Consider the following 19933-nt stretch of genomic DNA (forward strand, 5'->3'; position numbering starts at 1 on the left):
AGATAACCATCTCGCTTTAAGGACTTAGCATCCTTTCTGCCGATACTCTTTCTAAGTATGCCTTCTAACATTTTTTGTCCTTTTTGTGAATTTTCGCATATTTTGCTAAATGTTGATTTTAACAAAACTTAAATTATAGCCAATTTGTGCTTAAAGTGCATTTAAGTTTTATCTTTTTTTGCCTTTTTCTGCCCTTCTTTCAAGCAAAGATCTTTAATTAAGATAAAAATTCAAGCCTTTCTTTATCATTCTTTATCATTCTTTATCATTCTTTATCATTTTTGAAGGTAAAGTTTTTTAATTAAGATAAAAATTCAAGCCTTTGTGATCTTTAATCCTTTAATCCGCATTTTGCCTTCTTCCTCTAAATGCTTTTTAATTCACATTTTGCACTCTTGCTCTAAACATTCTTTGCTTTTTGTCTTAGTTTAGCAATGCTTATCTTGCTATCTTCATTAAGGGACTAAAAATTCAAGGAACTAAGTTTTCTTATGCTAGCTTATAGTAAATAAATTAAGTTTTCTCATACTAAACGGTAGCAAACAAGTCGCAGCTTCCCCCCTTGTCATTGCGAGTTTGCGCAAAAAAGGATTTGTCATTGTGAGCCTTGCGAGAACAAGGCGAAGAATCTTTTTTTGAATTTTTGTTATACTAAGGCTTAGCCGAAATATCTCTAAATTTGTCATATTGAGCGAAAGCGAAATATCTCTAAATTTGTCATATTGAGTTTTCGCAGCAAGTAATTTGTCATTTTGAGGAGGCGAGGCGATCGAAGAATCTCTTTTTAAATTGCGATATACTTCGCACAAAGCCTCAGTATGAGAAGTGAGGACTGAGATTCTTCATTGTCGCTTCGCTGCCTCAAAATGACAAATAAAGATTTTATAGCCATTGTACGTGTTAATAAGCCATAAATTCGCCCATTCATAGCCATATCTTTTGAGGTCTTTGCCATGGGCTTTATGAGTTTTGCGGTGCATTTTTTTTGTGAGTGTTTCGCATTGAAAACTTCCTTTGCAAGTAACGGTTTCAAAGATTCCCTTTGTATTGCTGAGGGTTTGCCTTTTAAAGACCTCTTGCTGAAAATATTTAGAAGAAGGATAATTTTATGTGTAAAGCGTGAATTTTTGACAAATTTTGTGAATTTTTTAGAAAATTCACAAAATTATGTGTTTTGTTGTCCGTAATTTATGTTTTGTTAAACCACCACCTAGCAACTTGTAAGCACTGTGTTGCAAACCCCTTCGCAAGGGGAGCTAAGGTGTTGATCTTCGCTTAACAAGAGGCATTGTCATATTAAGCATAAGGGGCAAGTAGATTGCAAGGACATCCGTGGCAAAAAGATCTCAAAAAGCTTCTTTGACAAAGGATGTTTTTGGCAAAAGAAGTTTTTTCAGAAAAAGAGTTTCTTTGTTTTTTGAGAGCTTAAAATGATGAATATATGACTTATCATACTGATTTTACCAACTAACGATGAAAAAAATTTATGTTTTTGCAATGATAATTTTGTCTAAGCTCTTGTGAATTTTAAAATAAAATTTACTCATTTGCGTAAATTTTAAGCTTCTTTGCCACAAAAGGCTGGGTGCTACAAGGTTTAATGCCTTTTTAAAAGATCTAAATTCAAAATGTGGCTGAAAATTCAAGCAGATTTAAAAAGTTTAAGAATGGTGGTTAGAGGCAGAATCGAACTGCCGACACGCAGATTTTCAGTCTGCTGCTCTACCAACTGAGCTATCCAACCATAAATTGAAATTATAGCTTATTTTTTTTAAAGTAAAATAAAGTTTTAGTTGATTTTTAGATTTTTAGCAATAAAATGCCTAGGCTTAATTAAACTGAAATCAAAGGATTTTTAAGTTAAGAGCTATAAAAAACAAAGATCTGTTTTTAAATTTCGCAGATTAAAAGAAATTTAAAAGTATTTTTGCTTCGCCTAACTTGCAATGTTTAAAGAAAGACTTAATTTATAAGCAAACACCCTCTAAGCTTGTCAAATTCAAGGCAAACTTTGTGTAAAATTTTCAAAAAAATTCGCATTTTAACAGCAAAAAACTGTGAAAGATTAGCCAATCTAAGTTTCTTTAAAAAACAAGCAAGTTTTTTCTAAGCGGTGAGATTGAAATAAATGAGAGTTATTTTTTACAACGCTTATAACTGTAAGCAAAAGGGGTAAGAGCTGTGCCTTAAAAGCGTCCAAGTAAAGCTTGTAAGAAAAGTTCTATGTTTTTATTTCATACTCTTGCAACTTCTGAGTATAAGAGAATTTGCAAAGCTTAGACTTGCCAAATTCACGGCTAATAAAATTTTTATCCTTTAAAAGAAATAGAATTTAGATACAATACAAAAATTCAAGATCAAGTTTTGTATAAAATCTTAATTAAAGACAACAAGAGAAAATCCGCTTAAGTTAGATTGAGCCAAATAAAATTCTGTTAAGTTTAATTAAGCCATTTTTGATCTAAGATGGAGTTTTTTTGAGACAAACGCAATTTGATAGAAAAACAGTTAGATATTTATTCTTAGGCTATGTGCTTATAGCTCTTTTGGGTGCGTTTTTACTGAGACTTGAAGGGGTTTGTAAGAGTGAGTTAAGCTTTATAGACGCCTTATTTACAGCCACCTCAGCCATTAGTATGACAGGGCTTATAGTCAAAAATACAGCCCTTGATTTTAGCCTCACAGGACAGGCTATAATCTTATTTTTAATACAAATCGGAGGGCTTGGCTATATGGGGCTTGGGGTCTTTTTCTATGTGCTTATACGCAAGAAAATAGGCTTTAATGAAAGAAATATGCTAAAAGAATCCCTCATTTATCCACATATGGAAGGGGTTGTTAGCTTTTTACAAAGGATACTAATCTTTGTTTTTGTGGCTGAGTTTATAGGAGCTGTGCTTTTTTTCTTTCGCTTTATACTTGATATGAGCCTTGAAGAAGCCCTTTGGCATAGCCTCTTTCACTCCATCTCAGCCTTTAATAACGGAGGCTTTAGCACCTTTGACACAGGCATAATGGAATACAAAGGCGATTTTTGGGTGAATTTCATCATAACAAGCCTTGTTATAATAGGAGGTATAGGGTATTTTGTCTTGGTTGAGCTTTATTTGTTTCAAGCAAAAAAGCTAGCAAGTCTTAGCGTTCATACCAAGCTCGTTTTATCAAGCACTGTTATTTTGATTATATCTGCTAGCCTAGCGGTTTTTTTGTTTGAGTATTCAAATGAAAAGAGCCTTGGCGAGCTTTCCTTGGTGGATAAAATTCTAAGTTCTTATTTTACAGCCATAAATTATAGAACCTCAGGCTTTAACTCCTTGGATCTAGGGGGATTTAAGGATGCTAGCTTGTTTTTTGGCTCCTTGTTTATGATTATAGGAGGAGGACCTGGTGGAACAAGCGGGGGCATAAAGGTAACAACGGCTGCTGTCTTGCTTATTTATACTTATTGGGTCATTAAAAACGGCAGAGTTAGGGTGTTTAATCACGAAATCCCAGAAGATACCATAAAAAGAGCCTTTGTAATAGCGGTTGGTTCTATGTTTTATCTAGCCATTTGTGTTTTGATTATATCCTTGTTGGAGGATGATTTTCACTTTTTAGCCCTCTTGTTTGAAACCACCTCAGCCTTTGCTACTGTGGGATTTTCTGTTGGGGATGGGGGGGTGCTTTCTTTGAGTTCTTTGTTTGGTGTGGAGGCAAAACTTGTGATTATAATCTTAATGATAAGTGGTAGAATAGGCATCTTCGCCTTTTTGCTCAGTATATTCATCAAAGAAAAGGAAAAATACCTTAAATATCCAGAAGGGAGAATTTATTTATGAAAAATGCAAGTTATGGCATCATAGGGCTTGGTAAATTTGGCTCTGTGGTGGCTGAAAAGCTATTAAATGCAGGAGAAACAGTTATAATAGCAGATAAAGACGAGGAGCAGCTTAAAAATTTACAAGATAAGGTATCTTGTGCTTATATCTTAGATTCTACAAATTTAGTAGCCCTCAAAGAGGCTGGCTTTCATAATATAGATGTTGTCATAGTTAGCATAGGAGAAAGTGTTGAAAAAAGCGTTTTGACCCTAATGGCTCTTAAAGACATAGGGGTTGAAACTGTTATTGCTAAGGCTACCTCTCAAATTCACGGACAAATACTCTCAAAGCTAGGAGCTTCAAAGGTAATCTATCCTGAAAGAGAAAGTGCGGTTCGTTTGGCAAAAGAGTTTATAATGGACGCTGAGCTTGAGATCATCGATCTTTCAGCTAATACTGTCAAGGCTGTAAAGATTCGCATTGATGAGAGCTTGGTAGGATACAGCCTTAAACAGGTGGCTCAAAATATGAAGATAGTTGCTTATAAAAACAGCTCAAATGACTGGCTAATGTTTCCTGATCTAGAAACAACCCTGGTAAATAAAGGAGATCATGTGATCTTAATAGGGACAAACAAGGACTTGAAAGAATTTAAATATTAATTTTTAATTAAAACTTTTTTAAAGAAAAAAAGATATAATTTAATTTTAGTTTTTTTTAAACTGTATTGAATTTAAAACAAAATGCTTTTAATGTTTTTTGTAAACTTCATAAATTCATAGCAAAATAGCTTGAATTTATAATTTTAAGCTAAAAGTTACAGTTTCAATGCAAAATATAATTACACAAGGAGTAAGATTTTGGAAAGAACCCTATCTATCATAAAACCTGATGCGGTTAAAAAGCAAGTTATAGGCAAGATCATAGACCGTTTTGAAAGCAACAAGCTTCGCATAGTGGCTATGAAGAAGATCAAGCTAAGTAAGGATCAGGCACAAAATTTTTACGCCATTCATAAGGACAGAGCCTTTTTTAAAGATTTGGTTGAATTTATGACAAGTGGGCCTGTTGTTGTTTTGGTGCTTGAAGGCGAAAATGCAGTGCTTAAAAACAGAGAGCTTATGGGTGCTACAAATCCAAAGGAGGCAAAGTCTGGCACCATTAGGGCTGACTTTGCTGAAAGCATAGATGCTAATGCAGTGCATGGAAGCGACAGCTTAGAAAATGCAAGGAATGAGATCAAGTTTTTCTTCAAAGAAGATGAACTTTCTTAAAAGATGAAACTTTCTTTTTCAAAACTATTTTTCAAGCCTTATCCTTTTAGTTTAGAGCTTGAAAATGTGAATTTTGAAGGAAGTTTACAAAAAAAAACTGAGTTACTTATAGAACTTAAAATGCAAATGAAAGGCTTTGTTTATAGACCTTGTGATTCTTGTGGAAAGGATATGAGGCTTGATATAGATGAAAAGATCGAGCTTTTAATCAGCAAGGGGATTTTTAAAGACGAAGAGGGCAAGTTAAGCGATGTGGTGGAGTGCTTTGAGCAAGAGTTTGATTTAAAGGAGCTAGCCTTGGCTGAGCTTGAAAGCTATTTAAGTGGCTATTTTTACTGCAAAAGTTGTGAAAACTAGGGACTTTTTAAATAGAATTTAACTTAGCAAGATTAATCTTGTGTTTTAAATTTTATTCAAAAGGTTCTTTTAAGATAGTTAATCTTGTAATTTTGAGCCAGTGGATGTTTGTATTTGCAAATGCGTGGCAAGACTTTAAAAATTCACAAATTAACACCAAAAAAGAGTCATTAAATAAGCTAAAATAAAGGAGAAAAAATGGCTGTTCCAAAAAGAAGGCTTAGTAAAACTCGTGCAGCAAAGCGTAGGACACATTATAAACTTAGTCTTGCAAGGCCAGTAAAAGACAAAGATGGCAGCTATAAAATGCCTCATAGAGTAAATCCATTAACCAAGGAATACTAATAAATGACAAGCATTGCCATAGATGCAATGGGTGGGGACTTTGGCGAAAAGCCAATCATCCAAGGACTTATTCAAGCTCTTGAAGAAAGACCCTTTAATGCTATCTTAGTTGGCACTCGCAAGATCTTAGAGCCTCAAATTCCTGATCATTTACGCAAATTTATAAGCTATGAAGAAGCAACTGAGATCTTTCCTATGGAAGAAAGTGCTACCGAGGCTTTAAAGTATAAAGAAAGCACCATTTATAAAACTGTTGAGCTTTTAAGAGAAAAAAGGGTTCAAGCCCTACTTTCAGCTGGGCACAGTGGGGCTACAATGTCCTTAGCAACCCTTCGTTTAGGCAGACTTCAAGGTGTCTTGCGCCCTGCCATTGCTACCTTGATGCCAAATGTATCAGGCAAGACGCTTTTTTTGGATGTAGGAGCAAATACAGACTGCAAGAGCGAGTATTTGTTTCAATTTGCCATTATGGGCGAGGCTTATGCAAAGGAGCTAATGAAGATCCAAAAGCCAAGAGTTGCCTTGCTTTCAAACGGAGAAGAGGAAGGCAAGGGAAACGAGCTAACCAAAGAAACCCATCAGCTTTTAAAGAAATTGCCAAATTTTGTAGGAAATGCTGAGGGTAGGGATATTTTTAATGCAAAGATCGATGTCCTAGTTTGTGATGGTTTTAGTGGTAATATCATCTTAAAAGCCTGTGAGGGCACAGCCACAGCTATATTTGACATACTAAAAAAACTCATAAAATCCTCCTTTCTTTCTATGTGCGGGGCCATGCTTATGAAGGCAAGTTTTAAAAAGCTTAAAAAGCACATAGATTGGCAAGAGTACGGAGGAGCGCCCTTACTTGGCGTAAATGGTTGTGTCATCATCTCTCACGGCAAAAGCGATGCAAGAGCCATAAAAAATGCCATCTTTCAAGCCTTGAATTTTAGTAATTCTCACATAAATCAAATCATAGAAAGCGAGTTAAGTGCCTTTGAAAAATAAAGCCTCAATGAAGAGCATAGCAGCCTTTGTGCCTGAAAGAATTTTAAGCAATAAAGACCTAGAAAGTATGGTAGATACTAGCTCTGAGTGGATCTTTAAAAGAACTGGCATTGAGGAAAGAAGATTGGCTGCTGAAAACGAAAAATCAAGCGATCTTGGCACAAAGGCAGCCATTTTAGCCGTGCAAAGAGCTGGCTTAGAGCTAAAAGACATTGATGCTTTAATCACAGCCACTCTTAGCCCAGATTACTTCACTATGCCCTCAACAGCCTGTAAGATAGCCTCAAATTTAGGGCTTAAAAACATCACAGCCTTTGATCTTTCAGCTGCTTGTGCTGGCTTTATTTATCTGCTAGAAGTAGCAAGATCTCTTGTAGAAAGTGGGGTGAAGAAAAATGTCCTCATAGTTGGTGCTGAAAAGACAAGCTCTGTGATGGACTACACAGATAGAAGCATTTGCATACTCTTTGGAGATGGAGCTGGTGCTGCTGTAATCAGTGCTGATGAAAAATACCCCATAATCGATGTGCATACAGGAAGCAATGGGGATTTTGGAGATCTTTTAAAGATAGAAAGGGTTGAGTCAAGCAAGGCAGCTTCTTTGGCTATGAGGATGAGGGGCAATGAGGTCTTTAAGGTAGCCGTCCAAACCCTACAAAATAGCGTTTTAGAAATACTAGCTAAAAATCAGATCAGATCAGAAGAAATAGATCTTTTTATCCCCCATCAGGCAAATTTACGCATCATCAAAGCAGTACAAGATAGATTAAAATTGCCAGATGAAAAATGCGTTTTAACCATACAAAAATACGGCAACACAAGCTCAGCCTCCATACCAATGGCTATGAATGAAGCCTATGAGGAAGGACGCTTAAAAAAAGGTGATCTAATCTTGCTTGATGCCTTTGGTGGAGGCTTTGTGTGGGGTTCTGCTCTGCTTCGTTTTGGAGGCGAAAACTTTAAGGCATAGTAATTTTATTTTTACTCCTACCTATAAAGCCAAGAGCTTACGCCCCTAAATCCTCGTCCTTTAAAATCTTAAAGCCTTGTTTAAATTATTAAATTTAGCCAAATTCATAGGGTATTTCTAAAATTTTTACAAGATGAAAGATTAAGCCTAAGAAAAATGCAAAAAGATTAAGGCGATTGATACTTTTAGCTAAAATGATCTAGGATTTTCCTAAGCCATTTTTAAAAAAATTTATACAATTTGCATTCTTAACTTTGATCTTAGATCTAAATTCACTCTCTTTCAAATGCGTGAAAAATTCCCTTGCCATGAAACTGAGCTAAGCTAGCCTTTGCAAACTTCTACTACACAGTTAAAAGAGTGCGAAGTAAAAAAATTCACAATTTCGTTTATGTGGTTTTGTGAGTATGCAAACTCATTTTTAGAGTGTTTTACCCTAATAATAAGCCTTTACTCCTTACTTGCAAAGTTGAAAGCCTAGCGTTGTAAAAAATAACTTTGTAAAAATAACTCTCACCCTCTTCAATCTCACCACTCATCTTGCTGATTTTTCGCACTCTTTAAGGGTTAAAAGCTTGCTGCACTATCCTATTTGTGCAAGAGCGAACAAGCTTGCAAAAAGGCGATTTTCTTAGGCAAAGCTTAGCACAAAAACACTCCAATAATTGCTAAAATTTGTGCTAAAAAATATGGGACAAAATATACCAAGTTCTATTTTACCAAGCTTGTAAATCTACTTATATCAGCTAAAAATATCAATAGCCAAATTTAAATGAAGGATTAAAGAATGCTTTGTGAATTTAACATTTAAAATAAAATCTTTAAATTTTAGCTAAATGAAAGCCTTTAAAACTTGTTTAAATTCAATCTAAAAGCTTATGAAGGCTTTTAGTTGCTTTCAAACCTTAAAATACTCAAACTTCTTTTTAGCTTTCAAATTTAAAGCTCTATTTAAAGCCTTTAAAAATTCTTTTAACTTCTTTGAATTTACCTTCAAGCCATTTTTAACTTTTTTCAACTAAACTCACAAGCTTGTAAATCTTTTAAATTCAAGCTTAGATTTAATTTTAAATTTTAAGTTTTATATTGGTTTCAAGCTTAACTTAAATACCACATAAAGCCTTCAAGTTTCTTTAAATTCAAGCTTTCACTTAATTTAAAAGCCTTTAAACTCTTAAAGTTCTTTTCAAACTTTTTAGTCTTAAAACTGCTTTAAAGCCCTTTTTAAAGCCTTAAAACCCTTTCAACCTCTTTCAATCCCAAGCAAACATTTTAACACCAACTTAAATTTAAGCTTTAAAAAGAATTAGCCAAGTTAATCTTAAATCAAGCTTGAATTTAAAGCTTTCAACTTCTTTAAATTCAAGCTTAAATTTAACTTTAAATTCAAATTTAAACTCTAAATTCAAAGCTAACTTAAAGGACTAGTTCCTAGCCTTTGACAAAGGCTTCTTGCCCATCATCTTATAACTTAGTTTAAGTTAGGATACCTTCGTTTGGTATGATAATTTTTGCTTTTGTCATTGCAAACTTGTCGCAAGGAAGAAGCTCTTTTTTTATTGAGATACTTTTGCTTTGGCTACCTCCTAAAATGCTAGATCGTTTTGCTTAATATGACAAGGATTTAGATATACTTTTGCTTTGGCTACCCAATCCGCTAGATCGCTTCTTAGAGTATGAGGGGCTTTGGATACTTCGCAATGCTTCAAATGACAAATCTTTTATCTAAGATTAATTCTTTTTTAAAAGAGTTTTAAAGCTGCCTAAATTTCTAAGCACCATTTAAATTTATCTTCATAAAGGCATTATTAAATATATATTTAAATTAGGCTCAAGACAACTTAAGCTCTAAGAAAGGAGCTTCAAGTTATGATTACAGCAATGAAAAACAAGTATATAATTCGTTCCCGAATTTCGCAGATATAATTTAGGGAAATTTTGAAGTATTTCTGCCTTGATATTGAAGCAGTAAAAATTGCAAAATTAAGTAAAATTTCTCGTCCTTGTGTGAATAGAATTTTGCGTGAAATTCGCATTTTAATAGCCAAAGAGTGTGAAAAAATCAGCAAAACGAAGTTTCTTTAGAAAATGGAGCGGTGAAATCGAAGTCTATGAGAGCTACTTTGGTGCAAGGCGTGTGCGTGGAAAAAGGGGGCGTGGAGCTGGAAAAAAGACACCTGTGTTTGGTATGTCAAAGCGAAACGGTTGCGTTTATACGCTCAAACACTTGCTCTGCCAAAGAATTGCAGTCCATAATAAAGGAATTTTCAGAGCTGGCAGAAAGTGAAATTTATAGGAAAGCTTCAAATCCTACGATGGTTTAGTGGATTTCGGTGCAAAGGCACATTACAGGGTAAAGCACAGCAAAAACGAGTTTGCAAACGGACGAATCACATTAACAGAATAGAGAATTTCTGGGGCTTTGCGAAGTTTCGACTTGCCAAATTTCGTGGCATTAAAAAAGAAAATTTTGTCCTTCACTTAAAGGAAACAGAATTAAGACGAAAAATTTAGGACAAAATTTTTATCAAATTTTATTAAAGTTGATAAGAGAAAATCCTATTAGAGTATCTTGAGCCTTAAATTTAAATTAAATATAAGCAAAATCTTTTCTTGCATTAAAAGCTAAAATAATTTAAAATCAAAAAGTCTTTATGTGATTTAAATTCAAGGCTTTAAATTCAAGGGCATCTTAGTTTTTTCAATTTTAAATCCTTAAATTCAAGCTTAAATTCACAAAGCCTAGCAACAAGCTAGTTTTAAATTTAGCACCGTGAATTTCAGCTTAAATAAATTTTTTGATCTTCTTTTTAAGCCAGTTTAGGGACGAGCCTTCCAAATAAGGAGAAACTGTTTTGAAAATCTTTTGATGATACTGACTAAGCCAGGTTTTTTCTTTCTCATTTAGCATTGAAAAGTCTATTAATAGACTTTCAAAGGGACAAAGGCTAAGGGTTTCAAAACGCAAAAACTCTCCAAATTCCCTCTCCTTTTTTTCAGATTCAACTATGACAACAAGATTTTCTAGGCGAATGCCCCATTTGTTCTTGCGGTAAATTCCTGGCTCAATAGAACTTATCATACCCTCTTTTGCCTTGTTGTGAGTTTTTAGTTTTGAAAAATAAGAAATGCCAACGGGTGCTTCATGCACATTTAAAAAATACCCCACACCGTGCCCTGTACCGTGCATATAATCAAGATTAAAATCCCACAAATTCACCCTAGCCAAGCTATCAAGCAAGGGCAAGGCTATGTTTTTAGGAAAGGTGGCTGTGCTTAAAGCGATTAAGGACTTTAAAACAAGGGTGTAATCTTTTTTTTGCGCACTGCTTACCCTGCCTATGGGTGCTATGCGGGTTAGATCTGTTGTGCCGTTTTGATACTGAGCGCCTGCATCTATGAGCAAAAGTCCGTTTTTACTTATGTAAGAATAGTTGTTTTTTGTAGCCCTGTAATGAGGCAAGGCTGAGTTGGCATTAAAGCCTGCTATTGTAGAAAAGGAATTGCAAATATAAAGAGGATGCCTTGCTCTAAAGGCACTAAGTCTAGCATCTATGTCAAGTTCGTTTAGCTTAGGCTCTCTTTTAATGGCCTTTTCAAGCCAGGCAAAAAAATGACAAAGGGCTATAGCATCTGCTTTCATAGCATTTTTGATGTTTTTTATCTCCTTTGAGTTTTTACAGGCCTTAAGTAGGGTGCTTGGGTTTGTGGCTTTTATTAATTTATTGTTCTTGCTTTTTAATAAATTTGCAAAATGAACGCTTGTTTTTTGAGGATCAAGCAAGATACTTTCTCCTTCGATCTGAGCTAGAATTTGATCTACTTCCTCGTATTTATACACAGTAAATCCTTGAAGTTCAAGCTTATTTATAAGCCTTGTTGAAAGCTTATCTTTGGCTACAAAAAGACTTGCCTTGCTTTGATCTATAAGCAAAAATGATAAAAAAACAGGATTAAAGTCTATATCAAGCCCTCTTAAATTTGTTATATAGGCTATGTCATCAAGAGAGGATATGAAATGATAGTTTGCCTTGCTTTCTTGCATCTTGGCTCTAATCTTGCGCAATTTTTGCACCACCCTAGCTCCTTGATAAGCTATTTTTTGCTCAAAGATCTCCTTTTGAGGTAGGGGGGGACGAGGGCTTATGATCTTAGAGCTTAGATCAAGATATTTAAGCTCAAACTTACCTTTTTTGCACTGCTTTTTAAGCTCTTTGTTAAAACTCATAGAAAGAATGCGATCATTTACTCCAATACAGGCTTCATTTTCAAGCACCTTGCTTAAAAAGCTTATGAAATTATGCTGTAAGCTTTGTTTTTCAAGCACTATATTACTTCCTAAAAGCTCCTTTTCAGCCTGGATCCAATAGCGTCCATCTGTGAAAAGATGAGCTGATTTTGCAAGTACTACCAAGGTTCCAGCAGAACCCGTAAAGCCACTTATAAAAACCCTATCATTAAAGCACTCGGGCAGATATTCATTAAAATGAGGATCTGCTGTTGGCACTATGTAGGCATTTAAGTTCTCTTGTTTCATAAGTTTTTGTAAGCTACTTATCCTTTTGGCATAGATATTCATAAACCCTCCTTTGAGTCTTGATTTTTCATTTTGGCAATTTTCACTGTGTTTTGACTGTTTTAAAATATTTTTAAAGAACTATTTTTTAAAAAGAATTTTTAAATTTTAAGTAAATGATTTTTTAATCAAGGCTATAAAATCATCAGCCTTTAAAGCAGCTGAGCCTATTAAAACTCCGTTGCAAAATTTTAAATTTAAAATATCTCTTATGTTATTTAAATTCACGCTTCCTCCATACAAGAGTTTAGCAGGGCTTTTTTGGCTTAAAAACTCTAAAATTTCAGCTAGATCTTTAAGATCTGCACTTAAACCCGTGCCTATGCTATAAATTGGCTCATAGGCTATGATTAGTCTTTCATAGGCTAGATCTAGCTTTGAGAGCTGTTTTGTTAAAAAATCCCTTGTTTGACCTACTTTTTTAATTTCTAGGCTTTCTCCTATGCAAAGGACGATCTTATAGCCTTGATCCTTTGCGAATTGAAATTTTTTTTCAATCAACTCATCGCTTTCATTTAGCAAAACCCTTCTTTCAGAATGTCCAAGCAAGACACAGTTGATATTAAACTCATCTAAATGATCCTTTCCCAACTCTCCTGTAAAGGCTCCATTTAAGCAAGGATAAAAATTTTGAGCCCCTTGAGTGAAGAAAAGCTCTTTTTTGACAAAGGCTGTGCTTGGAGGAAAGATTAAAATTTCATTTTCTTTGTGTAAGGAAGTTGTTATCTTTGAATTTAAATTTATGTTTGCTTGTGAATTCATGAGATCTTTCTTGGCTTTTAGATCCTTTGTGCTTGAATTTTTTATAAATTTGTTTAATGTTTTAGCATAGGCTTTAAAGCTAGTTCTGTTGTGATTACATTTTAAATTTGCAGCAAAGATCATATAAAACCCCTTGTAATTCTTAAAATTCACATAATTTTTAATTTTTAATATATTAGCAATACCGTTTTAATGAAACGGTAAAAAAGGCTTAAAAACTTAATAAAACAGTGTAAATTTAGGTAAATAAGCACTAAAAAATTTAAATTAGCCACTGTAAGCTTATAAACTTAAAATTGTATCTTTAAGGCAAATTTTAATTTAGCTTTTTTCAAAAATATTAAGCAAAAAGAAATTTTTGCTATCATTTTGCTATGAAAAATATTAACCTTGACGCACAAAATGAAGCCTTGCAAGCAAACTTCAAGCCTTTGCGAACCCTTACTCACGCCCCCATAAACTCACATTTTAGCAAAAACGCTGATGATTTTGTGGTGCGTGAAGTGCCGCTTTATGAGTTTAGCGGAAATGGAGAGCATTTGATCTTACACATTTGCAAAAAGGACTTGACGACAAATGAAGCTTTGCAAGCTTTAAGCGAGCAAAGCGGGGCAAAAATGCGTGATTTTGGCATAGCAGGGCTTAAAGATAAGCAAGGACAGACCTTTCAATACATAAGCATTCATAAAAAATTTGAGCAAATTTTGCAAAAATTCACACACGAAAAGCTAAAAATTATAAGCACGGCCCATCACGACAACAAGTTAAAAATAGGACATTTAAAGGGAAATTCCTTTTTCATAAGGCTTAAAAAAGTAAGTAAAATCGATGCCTTAAAATTAGAACAAGCCTTTGAAGCACTTAAACATCAAGGCTTTGCAAATTATTTTGGCTATCAGCGCTTTGGTAAATTTAAGGATAATTTCGCACAAGGACTTGAAATTCTGCAAGGTGAAAAAAGATTAAAAAATCTCAAAATTCAAGCCTTTTTACTCTCAGCCTTTCAGAGCGAGCTTTTTAATCGCTACCTAGCTAAGAGGGTGCAGTTGTCGCATTTTGTAAGAGATTTTAACGAGAAAGAACTTGCTAAGATTTATCCGCTAAATAAAACTGAGCTTAAAGAATTAAAGGCTCAAAGGCATTTTTTTAAGCTTTTAAGAGGCGAGGTTTTGGGGCATTATCCTTATGGCAAATGCTTTGTGTGTGAGGATTTAGAGGCTGAGTGTGAACGCTTTTTACAAAAAAATCTTTCTCCTCTTGGCTTAATTCTTGGCAAAAAGGCATTTTCTTGCGATAAGGGCTTTGCAAAAGCCCTTGAAAACGAGGTTTTTGCTGAATTTGAATGCTTTGCGTCTCAACTTATAGGCTCAAGGCGGTATTTATGGAGCTTTTTAGAAGATGCTAAAAGCCGATATGATGAGGAAAAGGCACATTTTTGTTTGGAGTTTTTCTTGCAAAAGGGCAGCTATGCCACTGTGATCTTAGAGGAGCTTTTGCAAAGATCTTTACAAGAAAGTTAAGGGCATTTAATGAAAAACTGTCATCGCTTGTTAAGCAAAGTATCTAAAACTCCCCCTTGTTATGCTAGGCGAAGTATCTCATAATAACGCAAAGTTTGTCATACCAAGCCCTTGTGCAAAGTATTTCAAACTCAACATTGTCATTCTGAGGGAGCGAAGAATCTCAAGCCTTCCCTTGTCATACAAGGCAAAGTATCTTAATAAGATACTCAAAACTACACTCTTTGTCATACCAAGAGTCTGTGTAGCACGAGTGAAGTATCTCAAAACTCTTGTCATTTTAAGCAAAGCGAAAAATCTCAAAAAAGAGATTTTTCGCTTTCTATGAAAGCTCAAAATGACAAAATCCTTGTCATACTGAGCCTTTAGGCGAAATATCTCAAAGCTCTATTTGTCATACTAAACATTGCGATCCAGCAGGTTGGGTAGCCGAAGCAAAAATATCTCAAGTCTCACATTGTCATACAAAGTGTAGCGAGGCATCTCGTAATTCTAAAAGAATTTCTTCGTTTTCTACGCAAACTTGCAATCATAAAGGCAAAAATTTTCATACCAAGCCTTTGTGCGAAGTAGCTTAAACAAATTTTTGTGATATTTAAAAAGACTATTTAGTAGAATTTTAGACCCAAAGATCTCTTTTGCCTTTTTCAAAAAGAAGGACTGTCTTGCTATACTCTTAAAGACTTAGCTAAATTAAACTTTAAGCCTGATCAAAGAAATTTAACTGACTTTGCCTTAAAACATTTATAAAAATTCATTAAAATTCACAAAAACTAGCTTAATAAAATTATCCTTAAAAGGACAAAATCTTGCTTTACACCCTGTGTTATCATTTATCTAGGTTAATTCCCATAAAAGCTCTAAGAAGAAGGCTAAAGGGCATCTTTTTGTATAAAAAAGAACAGCCCAAGGCATTAGAATATCTTAATCAAAACTATATTTCCCCCTTTTTAAAGGGCGAGTTAAAGCATTATGAATTTAAGCCCTTAAAAGAATTCAAAGATAGCAAAATCATTTGGCAGTTTTGGGCACAAGGAAAAGAAAATGCCCCAAGGCTCGTGCAAACTTGCCTTGCCTCAATTCAAGCTCAGATGAAAGACTATGAAATCATCGTTTTAGATGAAAGCACGGTGCAAGATTACATAAATTTCCCACCCCTTATCTTGCAAAAGCTTGAAAACGGAACGCTAAGCAAAACCTTTTTTTCTGATTTGCTTCGTGTGTGTTTGCTGGCAAGCTATGGGGGTGTGTGGCTTGATGCGACTATATTTTTAAGTGCTAAAATCCCCCAAAGCCTCTTAGAAAAGGACTTTTTTGCCTTTCAAAGAAGTAAAGAGCCACCACAAGATTATAAACTGTGGCAGGGCTTTGATTATCGCTATTTTATTTGGGATGAGGGCTTTAAAATAAGGCTTTTAAGCTCTTTCATCATAGCAAAGCCCAGACACAAGCTACTTTTAGCCTTGCAAGATATGATGATTTCTTTTTGGCTAAAAGAAGACAAATTGCCACACTACTTTACCTTTCAACTTCTCTTTGAGCTGCTTGTTTCAAATGAGGCTTATGCTAGTTTTAACTGCGAAATCACAAACGACACAGACGCGCATTTACTTCAACTTCACGCCAAAGAGCCTTTTGATGAAGCCTTGTGGGCTGAAATTCAGCAAAAAAGCCCGGTTCATAAGCTGACATATTTTAAAAATTTGCCTGAAAATTCAATGGTTTCTCGCATTTTAAAGCTTAAAAAAGAGGACTTAGAGGGCTTTTCAAAAAAAAACTTATCAAAAAATGAAAAAAAGCCTCAGGGCTTGGCATTTAAAAACTCACAAGCATCTTCTTTGACACACAAAAACTCAAAAGACATAAATTCACAAAGCACACACTCAGCACAAAAAAATTCACAAGACATAAATTCAACAAGCATTGAAAATTCAAAAGAAAAAATTCAAAAGACATCACAAGGACAAAAAGATGAACGCTGAAATTACCATAGTTACAGCCTTTTATGACATAGGCAGGGCGAGCATTAAGGGCTTTGAGAGGGATTATAAAAGATATATTGAGTATTTTTCCTTTTGGGCTGGGCTTAAAAACGAGCTTGTTATCTTTACTAGCGAGGATTTTGCAGATGAAATTCTAGCTGTGCGTGAGAAGCTAGGGCTTAAAGATAAGACAAAGATAGTGGTAAAAGAACTAGAAAGCTTTGACAGCGAGGCTTTAAGCAAGATGCGTGAGGTTTTTGCAAACTTTAATCAAAGCAAGGGACGCAAGAACCCTCAAAACATAGAGTGTATCAGTGCTGAGTATGATTATTTGATGTATTGCAAGCCCTTTTTTGTCTGCGATGCCATAGAAAAAGGGCTTACAGGCGATAAGGTGCTTTGGCTTGACTTTGGCTTTAATCACGGGACAGACTTTTTCACTGATAAAAGCCAGTTTAACTTTACCTTGTCCGTGCAAGAAGGGCTTAAAGATGATAAAATCAATTTTTTCGCTCTAAAAGATAAAGAAGAAGCACACTTAGCCCAGCTTTATTACTCTATGGATGTGTATTTAATAGGCGGTTTGATTTATGGAGGATGCAAGGTGTGGGCTGAGTTTAAAAAGCATTTTAGTGAAGCTTTGAGGGCTTTTTTGTCCTTGCAGCTTGTAGATGATGATCAAATTTTTCTTATATGGTGCGCTAGAAACTACCCACAAAGCTATAATATAGTGCGAAATAAGGGGCATTGGTTTGATTCTTTAAGCTTTTTTATCCCCCCACAAATTCGTTTAAATCTTAACTGCAAAGAAGCACGAATGAAGCCTCATAAAAAAGCAAAAAAGGCTATGCAAGAAGCCCTCTCACAAAAGCTTTATCTTAAAGCCCTTTTTTATGCCCTAAAATATATCTTTAAAAAGCTTTTTAAATGACTAGGATCTTCATAGAACTTCCCACCTGGCTAGGCGATAGCGTAATGGCAAGTGCGGCTTTAAGAGAAATTTTTTGGCATTTTAAAGGCGTTAATGAGAGCTTACAAGGCTTTGAAAACTACGGCACTAAAAATGCTTTACATTTGCAAAAAAACCCCCAGCAAAGCCTTGAAAATTCACACAGCCAAATAAATTTAAATCCAGCAAAGCTCACAAACAATTCTTTAAATCAAACAAGCCTTAAAAATTCAAAAAATATTTTAAATTCACAAGAAAAGCTCCAACAAAGCCCACAAAAACAAGTAGAATTCACCCTTTATGGCTCATTCGTGGCTTGTGAGTTGTTTAAAGGGCTTAAAGAGTTTGAAACTTTAAAAGAAAAATTCAAAGACAGCAAAGAATTCAAAAACTACGACAATTTTAGCTTTAAATTCATAGTTCAAGCTCCAAAAGCAAAGGGCTTTTTAGCCCCTTTTAAAAGGCTTTTAAACTTAAAAAAACTAGCCAAAGATTTAGGTAAATTCAACTATGCCCTTTCTTTTCGCTCAGCCTCTTCAAGCAAGATTTTGCTTTTTTTTATAAGTGCCAAAAATAAATTCGTCTTTGATAAAAATCAAAACAAAGAAGCCCATCAGGTGCTAAAATACCTTGCTTTCGTTGAAAATGTCTTGAATTTAAAGGCTACTTCAAGCGAGCTTTTTTTGCCAAGCCCTGCTTTTAAGGATATTTCAGCTAACGAAAAGCAAGAATTATGCGATAAATTCACGCTCTTGCAAGATAAAAAATGGCTAGGTATAAACGCAGGTGCTAAATACGGACTAGCAAAATGCTGGGATAAGGAGTATTTCGCAAAAGTGGCATTAGAATTCAAAAAAACGCACGAAATTTTAATCTTTGGCGTGCAAAGCGAGGCTGAAATTTGTGAATTTATCGAGCAGAATTTAGCTCAAAAGGGAGTAAGGGCTCATAATCTTTGCGGGAAAACGAGTATAAGTGAGCTTTGCACCCTCATTTCAGCACTTGACATTTTTATAAGCAATGACAGTGGGGCTATGCACATAGCAGCCTCTTATAAAACCCCCACCGTTGCTATCTTTGGACCCACTCGCTTTACTCAAACTAGCCCTTGGCAAAACGAGCGTGCAAAAATAGTGCATTTAAACCTAGCCTGTATGCCCTGTATGAAAAGGGTTTGTCCGCTAAAACATCACGGTTGTATGAAAGATTTAAAGCCTATTCTTGTCATAAACGCAGCAAACGAGCTTTTGGCTTTGTAAAATTTGCTTTAAAATTTAACATAAGATGCTAAAAATTATTCATAAATTCAAAACAAAGAACTAAATTAAATTTAAAGCAACTAGCAAGATGAATACAGTTTGTAAAACTAAAATTAATAGCTTAAAAATCACCTAAAAAGTGCGTATGAGTGGGAGTTGAAAGGCTAAATTCACACGCTTTTGTTGCTTTGCTGATGAAACATTTGCATTAAGAAATTCGGGGTAGAATTTTGCAACAAAATTGAGAATGCTTGAAAAAAGGACAGAAACAATGAGCCAAACAAATCTTTTTTCGCAACTAGAAAAAAGCCTAGAAAATTTAAAACAAAGTTTTAATTTCATCGACTTATTTGCTGGTATAGGTGGCATTAGAATGGGGACTGAAAATGCTGGTGGCAAGTGCGTTTTTTCAAGCGAGATTAACCCAAAAGCCGCCAAGGTTTATGAAAAAAACTTCAAAGAAAATCCACTAGGCGATGTAACCAAGATAGATTTAAGCAAACTTCCAAATTTTGATATGCTGTGTGCAGGTTTTCCTTGTCAGCCTTTTAGCATTTCGGGCAAAAAAAGGGGCTTTGAGGACACTAGGGGGACTTTGTTTGTTGATATTTGTAGGATTGTTGATGATAAAAAGCCAAAAATAGTATTTTTAGAAAATGTCAAGCATTTAATACACCACGACAAGGGCAAAACATTAAAAATTATCTTAACAACGCTTGAAAATTTAGGCTATAAAGTTACATATCGCTTGTTAAATGCCAAGGATTTTGGTGTCCCACAAAATAGAGAAAGGATTATCATCATAGCTTCAAAAAATGAGGGCTTTGATTTTAATCTCTTACAAACGCAAAAACAAGTGATTTTAAAGGATTTTTTGGATAAAAGTGGCGAATTTGAAGTGCTTGATAAGGCTCAATACACCCTACTTTCACACACTACAAACCAAGACTCTGGGCTGATTTTTTGTGGGTATCGTAACAAAAACATTTGGAAAAAGGGCATAAGGGAAAATACCCTGCATTTATCGCGTGTGCATAGACAGCTAAATCGCATTTATTCTGTCTCTGGTGTGCATCCTACCATACCTTCGCAAGAAAGCTCGGGCAGATTTTTATTTACATACCCGAAAGCAATATAGTGCGAAAA

The 19933-nt window shown here is 34.8% G+C and carries 16 protein-coding genes, 1 tRNA gene and 2 pseudogenes; 13 read left to right on the forward strand and 6 right to left on the reverse strand.

Translation table 11 applies throughout. The features are described 5' to 3' along the window. Nucleotides 1–784: 784 nt before the first annotated feature. Together DMC01_RS02880 and DMC01_RS02885 are read right to left on the reverse strand one after the other, a co-directional pair. Entirely contained in the window at nucleotides 785–1033 is a 249-nt protein-coding gene (locus DMC01_RS02880; RefSeq protein WP_142692792.1) for a hypothetical protein, read from the reverse strand. 635 nt (nucleotides 1034–1668) lie between these two features. After that, a tRNA-Phe gene (locus tag DMC01_RS02885) sits at nucleotides 1669–1744 on the reverse strand. Nucleotides 1745–2477: 733 nt separating this feature from the next. Between DMC01_RS02885 and DMC01_RS02890 the strand changes: the two genes are divergently transcribed. The 7 genes from DMC01_RS02890 to DMC01_RS02920 all read left to right on the forward strand — a co-directional run bounded on the left by DMC01_RS02890 (nucleotide 2478) and on the right by DMC01_RS02920 (nucleotide 7739). Continuing rightward, nucleotides 2478–3821, forward strand: coding sequence for a TrkH family potassium uptake protein (locus tag DMC01_RS02890; RefSeq protein WP_142692793.1), 1344 nt, complete (start codon nucleotides 2478–2480; stop codon nucleotides 3819–3821). Beyond that, nucleotides 3818–4465, forward strand: coding sequence for a potassium channel family protein (locus tag DMC01_RS02895; protein ID WP_142692794.1), 648 nt, complete (start codon nucleotides 3818–3820; stop codon nucleotides 4463–4465). The genes DMC01_RS02890 and DMC01_RS02895 overlap by 4 nt, the downstream gene beginning before the upstream one ends. Before the next feature lie 198 nt (nucleotides 4466–4663). Next, nucleotides 4664–5077, forward strand: coding sequence for a nucleoside-diphosphate kinase (ndk, locus tag DMC01_RS02900; RefSeq protein ID WP_142692795.1), 414 nt, complete (start codon nucleotides 4664–4666; stop codon nucleotides 5075–5077). Nucleotides 5078–5080: 3 nt separating this feature from the next. Continuing rightward, nucleotides 5081–5434, forward strand: a complete 354-nt coding sequence (locus DMC01_RS02905; protein ID WP_142692796.1) for a hypothetical protein — start codon at nucleotides 5081–5083, stop codon at nucleotides 5432–5434. Nucleotides 5435–5632: 198 nt separating this feature from the next. Further along, complete coding sequence (rpmF, locus tag DMC01_RS02910) at nucleotides 5633–5779, forward strand: 50S ribosomal protein L32 (protein ID WP_142692797.1); 147 nt, start codon at nucleotides 5633–5635, stop codon at nucleotides 5777–5779. A 3-nt stretch (nucleotides 5780–5782) separates the two neighbouring features. Further along, nucleotides 5783–6769, forward strand: a complete 987-nt coding sequence (gene plsX, locus DMC01_RS02915) for a phosphate acyltransferase PlsX (protein ID WP_142692798.1) — start codon at nucleotides 5783–5785, stop codon at nucleotides 6767–6769. A gap of 7 nt (nucleotides 6770–6776) precedes the next feature. Further along, entirely contained in the window at nucleotides 6777–7739 is a 963-nt protein-coding gene (locus tag DMC01_RS02920; RefSeq protein ID WP_142692799.1) for a beta-ketoacyl-ACP synthase III, read from the forward strand. Between the two features lie 369 nt (nucleotides 7740–8108). On the opposite strand, the pseudogene DMC01_RS16395 reads toward DMC01_RS02920, so the two are convergent. Both DMC01_RS16395 and DMC01_RS15770 read right to left on the reverse strand, forming a co-directional pair. Next, nucleotides 8109–8196: pseudogene (locus DMC01_RS16395) on the reverse strand (IS1595 family transposase); the annotation flags it as partial. A 1129-nt stretch (nucleotides 8197–9325) separates the two neighbouring features. Then, nucleotides 9326–9448 carry a hypothetical protein gene (locus tag DMC01_RS15770; protein ID WP_282432236.1) on the reverse strand — a complete coding sequence of 41 codons (123 nt, stop codon included), beginning with the start codon at nucleotides 9446–9448 and terminating at the stop codon, nucleotides 9326–9328. A gap of 226 nt (nucleotides 9449–9674) precedes the next feature. Between DMC01_RS15770 and DMC01_RS02925 the strand changes: the two are divergent. After that, nucleotides 9675–10315: pseudogene (locus DMC01_RS02925) on the forward strand (IS1595 family transposase). Between the two features lie 209 nt (nucleotides 10316–10524). On the opposite strand, the gene DMC01_RS02930 reads toward DMC01_RS02925, so the two are convergent. After that, nucleotides 10525–12318, reverse strand: a complete 1794-nt coding sequence (locus DMC01_RS02930; protein WP_142692800.1) for an aminopeptidase P family protein — start codon at nucleotides 12316–12318, stop codon at nucleotides 10525–10527. 105 nt (nucleotides 12319–12423) lie between these two features. Further along, complete coding sequence (locus DMC01_RS02935; RefSeq protein WP_142692801.1) at nucleotides 12424–13200, reverse strand: triose-phosphate isomerase; 777 nt, start codon at nucleotides 13198–13200, stop codon at nucleotides 12424–12426. 260 nt (nucleotides 13201–13460) lie between these two features. On the opposite strand from DMC01_RS02935, the gene truD reads away from it, so the two are divergent. The 5 genes from truD (at nucleotide 13461) to DMC01_RS14430 (ending at nucleotide 19925) form a co-directional block, all read left to right on the forward strand. Then, nucleotides 13461–14597: a tRNA pseudouridine(13) synthase TruD gene (gene truD / locus DMC01_RS02940; protein ID WP_427846091.1), complete on the forward strand. Its 1137-nt coding sequence runs from the start codon at nucleotides 13461–13463 to the stop codon at nucleotides 14595–14597. 887 nt (nucleotides 14598–15484) lie between these two features. Further along, nucleotides 15485–16579, forward strand: coding sequence for a capsular polysaccharide synthesis protein (locus DMC01_RS02945; protein WP_246058967.1), 1095 nt, complete (start codon nucleotides 15485–15487; stop codon nucleotides 16577–16579). Continuing rightward, nucleotides 16569–17510, forward strand: coding sequence for a protein YibB (gene yibB, locus DMC01_RS02950; RefSeq protein WP_142692804.1), 942 nt, complete (start codon nucleotides 16569–16571; stop codon nucleotides 17508–17510). The genes DMC01_RS02945 and yibB overlap by 11 nt, the downstream gene beginning before the upstream one ends. After that, on the forward strand, nucleotides 17507–18787 hold the full coding sequence (gene waaF, locus DMC01_RS02955) for a lipopolysaccharide heptosyltransferase II (RefSeq protein ID WP_246058969.1): 1281 nt from the start codon (nucleotides 17507–17509) through the stop codon (nucleotides 18785–18787). Before yibB ends, waaF begins: the two co-directional genes overlap by 4 nt. A gap of 271 nt (nucleotides 18788–19058) precedes the next feature. Continuing rightward, the gene (locus DMC01_RS14430) at nucleotides 19059–19925 is read left to right on the forward strand and encodes a DNA cytosine methyltransferase (protein WP_221887124.1); all 867 of its coding nucleotides are present in this window, start codon (nucleotides 19059–19061) and stop codon (nucleotides 19923–19925) included. Nucleotides 19926–19933: the final 8 nt, after the last annotated feature.

Origin of the sequence: Campylobacter troglodytis (assembly GCF_006864425.1) — a bacterium.
GTDB lineage: Bacteria > Campylobacterota > Campylobacteria > Campylobacterales > Campylobacteraceae > Campylobacter_D > Campylobacter_D troglodytis.